The sequence below is a fragment of the Acinetobacter sp. 5862 genome (genome assembly GCF_024494585.1).
In the GTDB taxonomy this organism is placed as follows: domain Bacteria; phylum Pseudomonadota; class Gammaproteobacteria; order Pseudomonadales; family Moraxellaceae; genus Acinetobacter.
In genome coordinates, this window is sequence record NZ_JANHGP010000016.1 from 1 (window position 1) to 12,789 (window position 12,789).

Consider the following 12,789-nt stretch of genomic DNA (forward strand, 5'->3'; position numbering starts at 1 on the left):
GATTGAAGAATTACTGCCACACCGCTGGAAACCTAAACCGAATTAAAAAATAGGCATGGGGTTCAGCGGATGCTTACTACTGTCTAAGCTTTTGTTCAACTATATCTGCACTTAACCAACTAGCTGAACAATCAAAAGAAATGTTGACCAACTGATGTTCTTCATAACTCCAAACATCCTTGTCACTCTTCATTAAACCATCCAATTTTCTTAATGCTGCATAAAGCGTTGGGTTCAAATCTTTCTTCGTTTTTCCAAGAACCTTAGCAATTTCTGATGCTTTTAAAGGCCCTTTATCCTTTAAAACTGTTAAAATATTTTTTAATAAATCGTTCATAATTAAGACTAAACTCAGAAAATTTTAACAGAGCTATTAGGATAAAATCACTTTCACTGGTGAGATTTATTCTACATCATGAAGAGATTAATCTTTACAAATGTAATTGGAGATTAACCTCAAAATCTAATTATTCAGTTTAACCCATACTATCAAAAATATTTAGTTGCTAACTTTTCCAACTCTTTAGCATGTCTAGCCTGCCAACCATTTTTAATTGCCCAAAATTTAACATCTTCAGGTTCTACTTGATGTCCTTCATTTTTCAATTTTAGGAACATACGCTTGGCAAATTCTTTATCAGATGGATGGGCTAACCCTGTAGATAAGTTTATTACTTTGGTTAAACGGCTTAAAGCCTCTTCAATATCTTGCGTAAAAGTCAAAGGTTTAATTATCCAAGAAGAATTACCCCAGATAACTGGACTCCAACATGCTAACCATTTTTTCCCTTCCTCTTCATGCCAAGGCAAATATACGACTGCTTGAACTGTTCTTAGAGCATCAATAATGGACATATCTTCCTCTGATAAGTAAGTAGCCAGTAAAGTGCCAAAATTTTTATGCGAAGAAAGATTGCGAGGAATTTCTAGATTCATTGATATTCCATGCCCTAAATCTACAACTCCCCCTTTACACAATAACTTAGAAATTCGATCGCCAAAGAACTCTCCAATTATAGTGCCAGGAAAACCACCTTTGGCAGATATAACTAAAGTGATTTGGCTAATACCATTTAAACGTGAAAATTTTATTGCCTCAGCCAATGCCATCTTAAAAGCATCAACATTTGGACCATAATTTTCAATCAAAAATCTTTGAAGAGTCATATCACACCTTTTGTACTTTATTGGATAGTTTCATATTGCCTACCTATCGCCAATTTCTAGAATTGTTAGAACATAGTCAAAATTGATGGGACTGAGAGCATAAGGCTAACAATAAATCTCAACATTCAAAAAATCAAACAATATATTCAAATATTTATTAATTTGTTCAAATTTTACCAAAAATATTCAAATTATTTAATATTTATTCATTTTTTAATGTATGATTGACAGGGTGAAATGAATAGCTTGTTTTTTGAGGTTAAAGCATGAACCATGCAACAGAAGTTCTAAAAATTATAGAAGGAGGAATTACGGGTAATACTACTCAGGTAACTTCATATGCTTCATTATTGGCTGACAAACTAGAAAAAGACGGGTTCATAAGGCAAGCAGATAATATTCGAAAGAAAATCAATAACTCTCTAGCATCTACTCATAGTTACTCAACGGCCTCTTTAAAATCTGGCATCATAAGTAACTCATTGCCTATAGATGGTGAAAGTCGTTTGTCATTAGGAGATGAGACTCATCCCATATTAGAAAATAATCTTGTTATATTTAATTTATATATCCAGAACCAAATTGATGAGTTTCTAAGCTTTATAGACAAATCTAGTGTACTAGAGAATGAAGGTGTGGGGATAGCTCCATCTATGCTAATTTATGGACCTCCAGGTTGTGGTAAAACTGTTTTAGCAAATCATATTGCGGCTAAACTAGATTTACCTCTAATCACAGCTCGATGTGACTCCCTAATCTCATCCTATTTAGGCTCTACATCCAAGAATTTACGAAGTTTATTTGAACATGTTGCTAGTCGCCCTTGTGTATTCTTTTTAGACGAATTTGATGCTTTAGCAAAAGCTCGAGATGATCAACACGAACTCGGTGAGTTAAAACGAGTTGTGGTGAGTTTACTCCAAAATATTGATTCTTTACCTACTAGTACAGTACTACTCGCAGCTACAAATCATCATGAACTACTTGATCCTGCTGTATGGAGACGTTTTGCATATCGAATTCAAATACCTTTGCCAGATAAACTTTTAAGGGAAGAACTCATAACAAAGTTTTTAGGTAAATATTCTCCTAAAAACCTAAAAAATGTGGTTGAAGCAAGTCATGGAATTAGTGGTGCTGTTATTAAACAAGCCTGTCAAGCCGCTATACGAACTGCTATTCTCAATGGTAAAAATATCGTAGAAACTGATGAACTAGTATTCAAAATCGTTCATAATCAATATGATGAAATTATATCTAAAGACATCCCGATTGAAGAAAAAATTAAAATTTTGCGAGAATTGAATCCTAAATTATTTACAGGAGCTAAGTTAGCAAAATTATTTGATATTTCATCAGGGAAAGTATCAAATATTTTGAATCAAAAATAAAGGATAATAAAGATGATTAAAAATGAAAATCCAATTCTAGTCATTAAACCCTCTGCCCAAGATCATAGGCCTCCTATGAATTCAGGTGGTGGAGAACCAAAAATTTTCGGCAATGGAGCTAGCTCTAGAAGGCGCAAAGAATTAGCAGACCAAACAGATAATACATTTAAATTCTTTAAATCAGAGTTTGAACGTTGGTCAGACTTACCAGCAGTAGCGAAAGTAACACTAAAAGAAGAAGCTCTAGCTAAATCACATCGTCCAACTTCATTATTCACAAAATCAACCTGTCCTATTATTGGCACAATGGGATTCGGAGAAATTTTAATTAGTGCGACACCAAAAGGTTTAAATGAATTAAAGAAAAGAATCTTAACAGCAAATGCTCAGAAAACTACAGCAAACATATCAACTATTGAGAGAATAGAACCTTTTACTGAAAATGAGAGATTACATAAACATGATTGGAATGAATTAAACGACAAGATTCAGGACAATCGTATCAAACTATCGGTTTTTGACCATCAAAATGATGCACAAAATCAGAAACTGAAAACAGCCCTATTTGCATTGGCTGAAGAATATAACATTACTTTAGAAAAACTAGCATATGGAAGTAATGAAAACCTATATGTTGCTAAAACTCAAGATTCGAATGCAAAAAAGGCTTTAGGAAATTTCATTGGTTTAAGATCTGTGTTACCCATGCCTTACTATCAACCTCTAGATATTCTAAGTCCCATGAATATATTGAGTAAGGCAGATTCAACAACTTTTCCAATGCCTGAGCACAACAGAGAATACCCTATAGTGGGTATAATTGATTCAGGTATTTGTCCAAATAATACTTTGCTATCTCCATGGATTATTGCTAGAGAAACTTATGTGCCTCTTGGAGAGGAAGATTATCAACATGGTACGATGGTTGCTGGATTAGTAGTCAATAGTCGCGCTTTAAACCATAATGATGGCAGATTTCCCACCTCACAAGCAAAAATAGTGGATGTAAATGTTTTTCCAAAAGATGGGAACATTTCAGAAATTGAATTAGTATCAACTATTGAAGAAATTATCCCTAAATATCCTGATGTTAAAGTCTGGAATCTATCATTAGGTGCATCCAATCCTGTAAGTGAAACCGATTTTTCTGATTTTGCTTGTTTTCTTGATGAAATGCATGATCAGTATCAATGCTTATTTGTAATAGCCTCTGGTAATCAGAGTAATAGTAGTTGTTGGCCAACTATGAGTAATTCTATTTTTACAAAAGAGAATCGAGTATCTTCGCCTGCTGATTCAATTAGAGGACTAACTGTTGGAAGTCTTGCACACAAAGAGACTGCTTTAACACTAGTTAGAAATGAAGAGGTTTCACCATTTTCTCGAATTGGTCCAGGACCATGCTTTATTCCTAAGCCTGAAATTACTCATTACGGTGGAAATAATTGCCTTAATGGTAACTATACTCAAACAGGCGTTATCAGTTTAGGGCCAAATGATACATTATGTGAATCGATAGGAACTAGTTTTGCCACACCTATAGTTAGTAGCTTAGCTGCCGAAATTTATCATTTTCTTGCAAAGAATAAAACAGAAGTTGTTACACCTGAAATGGTCAAAGCACTATTAATACATTCTGCATTAGTATCCAATTCACAGAAAGTATCATCAGATAATCTTAATTATTATGGCTTTGGTAGACCTCAAGATATTACAGATACTCTATATTGTGATCCACATACAGTTACATTGTTTTTTAACGTAGATGTCCGACATGGTGGGTTTGAATTTGAGAAAGTACCTTTTCCAATGGCCTCATGCCTATTAACACCCCAAGGTAAATTCAAGGGTGAAATTTTAATGACTCTAGTTTATTCACCTTTAACAAATAAAGGGTTTGCTTCTGAATATTGTCGAACTAATGTTGATGTCGGAATGGGTAGCTATGATTTAAAGAAGAAAAGTGCACCAGAATTTCATAGTTTAGTTCCCGCAACACCCGATGATATTAGTGAGAGATATGAAGCAGCACAAATAGAACATGGTTTCAAATGGTCACCGGTTAAAGCATATTATAAGAAATTCCCTCGAGGTGTAGGTGTTGACACTTGGCGTTTAAAAATGAAAGTTATGCGCCGGGCTGAGGAAGATAAGCCTGATCATGCACAAAATGCTACGCTTGTATTAACTATAAGAGCATTAGATGATAAGTTACCAGTCTATAATGAAACATTCCAACAATTACGCAAATTAGGCTGGGTAGTACAACCTATAGATAACCATTTAAGACTGCGACCATAACTTAGCTTTGAAAACTAGTGAGCTTAGATTTAATTTTCTCTTTACTTGAGACTAACTATTTAGTAAAAGCGCATTGATTCTAATACCAAGTTATGGATCTATAGCTAAGATGATACTTTATTACTAAGTTTACTGAAATTTAAAGATCAGAATAGCTTATAAGATGATACTTTATTTTTCGTAAGAATCTTGCTAAAAACCTAAAATCAATAACTTGTGTTGATTTTAGGATGATACTTTATTACTCTCGTACAGGTTAGCCCTCCTTTTTTATTGCCATTGATGATCAGATTTAAGCCACATACCGACTGCTTTTATGATTCAAAAGAATAATTGAATTTAAAATAACAGCTCCTAAAATTGAAATTAGAATCAATTTCCAATCTACGAAAAACAACGAAACTAATAAGATGGTAACATCAATTCCCATCTGCACTTTACCTGCTGGAATGCTAAAGCGTTCTTGTAAATATAGAACCAAGAGGTTGATGCCGCCTAAGCTTGAGCGATGGCGAAACAAAATCAGAAAGCTTACCCCCATCAACACATTCGCAAAAATCGTTGCATAGATTGGATTGACCTCTGACAACTGAAAAAAATGAGGAATAATTTCAGTAAAACCAGCTAATAATCCAACGGCAATAAATGTCTTGACCACCAATGCCATGCCCATTTTTTTATAAGCAAAATAATAAAATGGAATATTGATCAGGAAAAATAAGATGCCAAACTTCAGGTCGGTAATATAGTGGATCAACAACGATAAGCCCGCTGTACCACCTGTCATAATCCCTGCTTGCTGCAATAAATTCATGGCAAACGATAGAATGAATGTACCAATTAACATGGCCAATCCATCTTCAATCTTAGAGTGTTGGTCAATCACGGGCATGACTGGACTGACCAAAGATATATTCTGATCGGTATTCATAAGGATACAACTCAATAGGAGAACAGCAGCAGGGAGAAAGATCTTTCAAAGAAAGACATGGTATATTTGATCATTTTTATTAAAATTTCGCAATTTATTCTTATATTTTCACCATAAATGCAATTTATACTCAAAATATCCTTTTTGAATAATCTTTATGCAACACCGTCGAATGCTTCAGTTTGAATGGTATTCATCTAAGAGAAAGATTTTTTTACTTAATCGCAATCCCATTTTCTTTTAATTTTTCCAACACAATCGATGTATTTAAATTACTGACGCCAAAGTTACTAGATGACAAAATCCCAATCAATTTGACCATTTCATCTAAATTTTTGACTGCAACCTTCAGTGCAAAATCATAACTTCCTGTGAGTTTATGAATATCTTTCACCGCAGGTTCATTTAAAAGAAAGTCAACAAAGCGATCGTGTGTCGCATCATTGTAGTTTTGCAATTTCACTTCAATAATACCCATGATCGGTGTCGGATCTGCGCTTAATGCGATTTGCGCATAGTAACCCGTAATAATTTTATTTTGTTCAAGCTGAATACGACGACGTGAACATTGAGAAGTTGATAATCCCACCAATTCTGCTAATTCTTGATTAGCTAATCTTCCATTCATTTGTAAATAATGAATAATTTTCTGATCAAAATCATCAAGTTCGACTGACATAAAACGCTCAATTCTGTCTGAAGTTAGAGTTTAACTGATATTGATTTATCAGTTTTATAAGTTTAACGCCTTTGGATCAAGCGGCTCAAGCTTATGACAAAATTGTAGTCGATTGAATACGCTCAATCCCCTGCTCTAACATTCTTTGCCATGCGCTTTGTAGTGAACCATCCAAATCAATCGCTTTACAGGCATCTTCAATGACATAAGTTTTAAAGCCCATCTGTGCAGCATCTAAGGCGGTCCACGCCACGCAAAAGTCTGTGGCAATCCCTACGATATATACTGTATCAATTTGATGTTCTGTTAAATAACCCTTTAAACCTGTTGGAGTTTTACGATCTGCTTCCATAAAAGCAGAATAACTATCAATATCTGGATGAAAGCCTTTACGAATTATCAGTTGTGCAGTTGGAACATCCAAATCAGGATGAAATTCCGCATCGTGAGTGCCTTGAACACAATGTTTCGGCCATAACACTTGGGTACCATACGGCAATTCAATGGTTTCAAACGGTACTTTATTGTCGTGATTATCTGCAAAAGAAATATGTTGCTCAGGATGCCAGTCCTGTGTCAGCACGATATGCTCAAACTTTTTTGCAAGTTGATTAATAATCGGAATAATTTGATCTGCTTTTGCAACGGCCAAATTCCCCCCAGGAGTAAATCCATTTTGGACATCAACAACAATTAATGCGACATGATGAGTTTGTGTCTGCATAGCATGCTCCAGTTTTAAGCTTGTATTTTTACAATACCCTGCTGATTATGTTCTGGCTACTCATGTTTTCACTTTTACAAAAGATGAAAACGATTCAAGATAAAGATGAATTAAAGTTTTCCACAGTTTGACTAAAGCATATTGTTCTTATGCCTCCGATCAGTCATAATTTGCGTAATTGTCATTCAACCCGATCGAATTGTTGGATGACCAATCAAAATACTGCAACCATCCAATATTTCGTTTCAACTAATTCAATCTCGGATGGGAAAATAGGATAGTTTTTTAAAATGACTCAGCTAGCACAGAATATTCAAGGCTCAATTGTCGCAATCGTCACCCCTATGTTTGAAGATGGCAGCGTAGATTGGAAGAGTCTTGAGAAGCTCGTTGAGTGGCATATCCAACAAGGTACACATAGTATTGTTGCGGTCGGCACGACGGGCGAAGCGTCTACATTAAGCATGGAAGAACACACACAAGTCATCAAAGAAGTGATTCGTGTAGCCAACAAACGTATTCCAATTATCGCAGGCACAGGTGCAAATTCAACGCGTGAAGCGATTGAATTGACTAAAGCTGCAAAAGAATTAGGTGCTGATGCGGCCTTACTCGTTACGCCATATTATAATAAACCAACACAAGAAGGCCTATATCAACACTACAAAGCAATTGCTGAAGCCGTTGATATTCCACAAATTCTTTATAATGTACCAGGTCGTACTGGTGTCGATATGCAAAACGAAACCGTTATTCGTCTTGCTGATGTTAAAAACATTATTGGTATTAAAGATGCAACAGGCGATGTACCACGTGGTCAAGCCCTCATCGAAGGTTTAAATAATAAAATCGCTGTTTATTCAGGTGATGATGAAACTGCTTGGGAACTGATTTTACTGGGTGCAAAAGGTAATATCTCTGTAACAGCCAATGTTGCACCAAAGCAAATGAGCGAAATTTGTGAAGCTGCGTTAGCTGGAGATAAAGCAAAAGCACAAAGCTTGAATCAACAAATTGCAAATCTACACAATATTTTGTTTTGCGAATCAAACCCAATTCCTGTGAAATGGGCATTGCATGAGATGGGCTCAATTGGTACAGGTATTCGCCTACCATTAACCGCTCTAGCACAACAATATCGTGAACCGCTCCGCACAGATTTAAAAGCTGCGGGAATTATTTAATACGAGCAATTTATGATGCAATTACGTCTTGGTGTTGTCCTAGTCATTTCAGCTTTAAGTTTGGCTGGTTGTGGTCGTTTTGCCCTCAATAATCATTCTTTAGATTATAAAAAAGCACAAGCACTTGAACCACTCAAATTTCCTGAGGGCATAACGGCAAGACCATTTACGCCATTGTATCCAGCGCCTACGGTTGATCCACTTGCAATTGAGCATGCACCAAAGCTTGAAAATGAAAGTGGCAACCGCTATGCATTGCCTCGTCCAAAAGCGATGCAAAATTCAGCCGATAATACTTCAGCAACCGCTTCAACAGTGGGTCGCCCACAGCTTGTCACTGATGGGAATAAAAACCCATTACTCAAAGTTGATGGCCCGACCGCAAGTGCATGGCAATATACTTTTGCAACCTTGAGCAGCCTCAACTACAAAGTTATTTCACAAGCAGAAAATGGCTATGAAGCAACGATTAAGGTAGGTGATCAAAATTACCTACTTAAATTATCGGCTGTAGGCTCAAGCAATACAGTTGCGCTATTCAAACTTGATACAACATTTGCAGACCCTGCCGTTGCAGCTGAAGTATTAACCCAGATTTACCAAAATTGGCCAGCCTAGTCGTTTACTAGGCATACTTTTTCAAAAGGTTCCCCCATGTTAAAACAAACCTTGCTCTATACTGGTAAAGCAAAATCTGTATATGAAACAGATAATGCTGATCACCTGATTTTAGTCTTTCGTGATGATGCATCAGCATTCAATGGCGAAAAAATCGAGCAACTAGATCGTAAAGGCAAGGTGAACAACCGTTTTAATGCCTTCATCATGGAAAAGTTGGCTGAAGCGGGTATCGAAACTCATTTTGAAAAGTTACTTTCTCCAACAGAAGTGCTTGTGAAGAAATTACAAATGATCCCTGTTGAATGTGTTATTCGTAACTACGCAGCAGGTTCATTATGCCGCCGTTTAGGTGTTGAAGAAGGTAAAGAGTTAACACCACCAACATTTGAATTGTTCTTCAAAGATGATGCGCTTGGCGACCCAATGGTCAATGAATCTCAAGCAATTGCTTTAGGTTGGGCAACAGCACCTCAACTTGAAAAAATGAAAGAACTGACTTACCAAGTGAATGATGTACTGAAAGCATTATTCGATGCAGGTAATATGATTCTTGTTGATTTCAAACTTGAATTCGGTGTATTCCACGATCGTATCGTATTGGGTGATGAATTCTCTCCAGACGGTTGCCGTTTATGGGATAAAGACACCAAGAAAAAATTAGACAAAGACCGTTTCCGCCAAGGTTTAGGTGGTGTGGTTGAGGCTTATGAAGAAGTTGCTGCACGTTTAGGCATTAACTTAGATAATATCTAAGCCTTAAGCTGCCGTTCTTAATAAAAAACCAGCCTGATTAGGCTGGTTTTTTATTGGTTTATCTAATTTCCCAGTTTCTGATAAATCAGATTCCCTTAAGTTATCGTGCCCTTATGTTCATCTTCAAAAAATTGATAAGCTGCCCAATCCGTCATCGATTTTAAAGCCATATAGGGACTCACGCACTCATCTGCACCTAATAAATAATGACTGCGTGTCACTCGATTTACAGTTGCATCTAACATCATCAAACTATTCGGCGGCACAACAGGTGCATCATGATGCTCTGTAAAAATAAGCTGTTTCTTCAAAGCACTTGCCGTTGGTGAAATGCGTGCTGCTCTCGCCTCACCTAAGGTTTGTTGACGATGCCAATCCCCCCAATAGAACGTATGCCATGAGAAGAAAGATGGAATAATATCCAAGGCTTTCAGTTGATCCAGTTGATCGTCACGAATCGTTTGAGGACGAAATGAATACTATGAAATTAAAATATCTTTGTAAGCCTACTAGAGACTTTAATTGCAATATCATCCACATAGCGACTATAGGGAGTAGCTAAAACAATACTTATCATCACTGTAAACAAACTCGCCCACAGACCCGCTACCCAATACGAAAAACCCAATTGAATATGAAATAGATTAAAACAAGGAATTGCTAAAGCATAAATCACAGCAAGATGAATCAAATAAATAGAAAATGAGATCTTGCCTAAGAAAACTAAAAATGGTGAATCAAAAAATTGTGCTAACCATTTGCCTTTTAATACCGCATACACGATACAAAAACCGCCAATAAAATTCAGATAATCGTAGGTTTGCTCACCTAAAAATTGAGCAAAAATCCGATAACTCAAACTCTCGTTATGCGCACCACAGAAATATAGCCCCAGCGTGAATAGCAACACAGATAGCCCTGTTGCTAATTCTGATGCATATAGAAGTAAACCCATACCTAAAATAAAACTCAGGATACCGAGTAATACTGTTTGTGAAATCGTATAGGCTATCGCAATACTCAACAGCAAGAACAGACCTGCAAGCATCGGTCGTTTGCTATAAAAATAACTGGCGAAATAAATTACCAATGAACCGAGCAGCTCAATCTGCATCGTCCACAACACCCAGTTATAGCTTGAGTCCCCAAATAAAAACGCTCCGATACTGCCCTCATACAAAGCTATACTTAATTTTGGATGAGGATTTGCCAAAGCGGCCCCCCATTCAGAAACATGCGAAACATCAACAGGAAGGAAACACACGAGGTAGGCAATAATACAAGAGATAAACGCGGGAATAGCCAAACGTGGATAACGTTTCAGCAATGACTTTTTTAATCGTTCAGTTGCATTTGGCTTGTTTAAACTGGAAAGGCTCAAGACATAGCCGCTCAGGACAAAGAACACAAAAACCGCGCCTGTTCCTGAATAGAAAAATGCCAGTGGTGAGTTATGCAACTGGGCGAAAAAAGCATATTGCGGAACCGCACTTTCTCCAAAATTATGCAGTTGTGGAAAGAATGTCAGCGACAGGTGCGACAACACCACTGCAAGGCAGGCCAGACCCCGAATACTTTCCGCAGCATTAATTTTTTGGGTGGACATTGATGGAACTTTATCATCCGTGATAAACGGCGATAATGCGACCTTTTTCCCTGACCTGTCTAGGGGCGCTTACAAAAAAAAGAATGCCCAAGCTATCCTTTCAAATCAGAGATTGGAACAAGGTCATTATATCATTGCTGCTGTTGTTCCTGCTGCCAACGGCGTTGCTGCAAACGTTCGGCTTCAACTTCACGTTTATTTAAGGCTCGCTCATACAGCTTCGTACCCCGCAACTCAGGCGGCAAATATTCCTGTAAAACAAAATGCTCAGGATAATGATGCGGATAGAGATAATCCACGCCATAACCTTGTTGCTTCATCAATTTGGTTGGCGCATTACGTAGATGCAACGGCACAGGTAAATTCGCAGTTTTTTCGGCAAGCTCCAAAGCGCGATTAATGGCGAGATAGGTACTATTACTTTTCGGGCTGGTTGCGAGATATACGGCACATTGACCTAAGATAATCCGTGCTTCAGGCATACCGACCGCTTGTACTGAACGGAAACACTCACCTGCCAACAACAAGGCATTCGGATTCGAGTTGCCAATATCTTCCGATGCTGCAATCAACATTCGACGTGCAATAAAAACAGGGTCTTCACCACCTTTGAGCATGCGTGCCATCCAATATAGGGTCGCATCCGCATCGCTACCACGAATCGATTTGATAAATGCCGAAACCAAATCATAATGCTGCTCACCTGATTTGTCATAACGGGCAATATTCTGCTGTGCGACTTTAACCACAATTGCATTGGTCACGATATTTTCAACGTCTGCCTCAAAAGTACTGGCAATTAAATCAATCAAATTAAGCGCTTTACGTGCATCACCCGCAGCAAATTGAATCAGCGCATCATATTCTTCAATCTGAATAAAACGCTCTTTCAAAAACTTATCACTTTGAATGGCTTTATTGATCAGGGTTTGAATCGCATCCGTATCCAGACTATTCAGGGTATAGACCTGACAACGAGAAAGCAGTGCACTATTCACTTCAAAAGATGGATTCTCTGTGGTTGCACCAATCAAAGTGATTTTGCCTTTCTCCACCGCACCCAGTAAGGCATCCTGCTGTGATTTATTAAAACGGTGAATTTCGTCAATAAACACTACTGGCGTAAGCAGATCACCGCTTTCCGCAATCACTTCGCGCAGCTCTTTTACGCCCGTATTTAATGCAGATAAACTAATAAAAGGGCGATCAACTGCCTGTGCCAATAACAAAGCAATTGTAGTCTTACCCACCCCTGGCGGCCCCCAAAAGATAATCGAAGGCAAATGCCCCTGATCAATCATTTGGCGTAACGGTGCATGCTCACCGAGCAAATGATCTTGCCCGATGATTTCGGACAAATCACGAGGGCGTAAGCGTTCAGGTAAAGGAATATGCGTATCTGACATCATCACGGACTTTATACTGTTTTATC

The 12,789-nt window shown here is 37.5% G+C and carries 12 protein-coding genes and 1 pseudogene; 5 read left to right on the forward strand and 8 right to left on the reverse strand.

The features are described 5' to 3' along the window. Positions 1 to 76: 76 nt before the first annotated feature. Together NO346_RS02255 and NO346_RS02260 are read right to left on the reverse strand one after the other, a co-directional pair. Positions 77 to 337, reverse strand: a complete 261-nt coding sequence (locus tag NO346_RS02255) for a hypothetical protein (RefSeq protein ID WP_256414080.1) — start codon at positions 335 to 337, stop codon at positions 77 to 79. Positions 338 to 489: 152 nt separating this feature from the next. Then, positions 490 to 1,167 (reverse strand): hypothetical protein, encoded by a 678-nt coding sequence (locus NO346_RS02260; protein WP_151738819.1) that lies wholly within the window; start codon positions 1,165 to 1,167, stop codon positions 490 to 492. A gap of 266 nt (positions 1,168 to 1,433) precedes the next feature. Here NO346_RS02260 and NO346_RS02265 point away from each other — a divergent pair, with 266 nt between their 5' ends. Further along, a complete protein-coding gene (locus tag NO346_RS02265) occupies positions 1,434 to 2,558 on the forward strand; it encodes an AAA family ATPase (RefSeq protein WP_151738818.1) in 1,125 nt (374 codons plus the stop codon). A gap of 12 nt (positions 2,559 to 2,570) precedes the next feature. Then, positions 2,571 to 4,859: a S8 family anti-phage peptidase IteS gene (gene iteS / locus NO346_RS02270; RefSeq protein ID WP_151723432.1), complete on the forward strand. Its 2,289-nt coding sequence runs from the start codon at positions 2,571 to 2,573 to the stop codon at positions 4,857 to 4,859. A gap of 292 nt (positions 4,860 to 5,151) precedes the next feature. On the opposite strand, the gene NO346_RS02275 is transcribed toward iteS, so the two are convergent. From NO346_RS02275 to pncA, 3 genes are all read right to left on the reverse strand, one after another. Beyond that, positions 5,152 to 5,790: a YitT family protein gene (locus tag NO346_RS02275; protein WP_256414081.1), complete on the reverse strand. Its 639-nt coding sequence runs from the start codon at positions 5,788 to 5,790 to the stop codon at positions 5,152 to 5,154. A gap of 214 nt (positions 5,791 to 6,004) precedes the next feature. Continuing rightward, the gene (locus NO346_RS02280; protein ID WP_087537270.1) at positions 6,005 to 6,469 is read right to left on the reverse strand and encodes an Lrp/AsnC family transcriptional regulator; all 465 of its coding nucleotides are present in this window, start codon (positions 6,467 to 6,469) and stop codon (positions 6,005 to 6,007) included. A gap of 91 nt (positions 6,470 to 6,560) precedes the next feature. Further along, a complete protein-coding gene (pncA, locus tag NO346_RS02285; RefSeq protein ID WP_005157046.1) occupies positions 6,561 to 7,193 on the reverse strand; it encodes a bifunctional nicotinamidase/pyrazinamidase in 633 nt (210 codons plus the stop codon). A gap of 290 nt (positions 7,194 to 7,483) precedes the next feature. Here pncA and dapA point away from each other — a divergent pair, with 290 nt between their 5' ends. From dapA to purC, 3 genes are read left to right on the forward strand one after another with little or no spacing between them, the layout of a single operon-like run. Then, positions 7,484 to 8,377: a 4-hydroxy-tetrahydrodipicolinate synthase gene (gene dapA / locus NO346_RS02290; RefSeq protein ID WP_005157049.1), complete on the forward strand. Its 894-nt coding sequence runs from the start codon at positions 7,484 to 7,486 to the stop codon at positions 8,375 to 8,377. A gap of 15 nt (positions 8,378 to 8,392) precedes the next feature. Continuing rightward, entirely contained in the window at positions 8,393 to 8,995 is a 603-nt protein-coding gene (locus tag NO346_RS02295; protein ID WP_034602567.1) for a hypothetical protein, read from the forward strand. 36 nt (positions 8,996 to 9,031) lie between these two features. Then, a complete protein-coding gene (gene purC, locus NO346_RS02300) occupies positions 9,032 to 9,751 on the forward strand; it encodes a phosphoribosylaminoimidazolesuccinocarboxamide synthase (RefSeq protein ID WP_004659747.1) in 720 nt (239 codons plus the stop codon). A 98-nt stretch (positions 9,752 to 9,849) separates the two neighbouring features. Here purC and NO346_RS02305 read toward each other — a convergent pair. The 3 genes and pseudogenes from NO346_RS02305 to NO346_RS02315 all read right to left on the reverse strand — a co-directional run. After that, positions 9,850 to 10,215 (reverse strand): annotated as a pseudogene (locus NO346_RS02305) (amidohydrolase family protein); the annotation flags it as partial. Positions 10,216 to 10,238: 23 nt separating this feature from the next. Further along, positions 10,239 to 11,357, reverse strand: a complete 1,119-nt coding sequence (locus NO346_RS02310) for an acyltransferase (protein ID WP_256414083.1) — start codon at positions 11,355 to 11,357, stop codon at positions 10,239 to 10,241. A gap of 131 nt (positions 11,358 to 11,488) precedes the next feature. Then, positions 11,489 to 12,763, reverse strand: coding sequence for a replication-associated recombination protein A (locus NO346_RS02315; protein WP_256414110.1), 1,275 nt, complete (start codon positions 12,761 to 12,763; stop codon positions 11,489 to 11,491). Positions 12,764 to 12,789 lie beyond the last annotated feature (26 nt).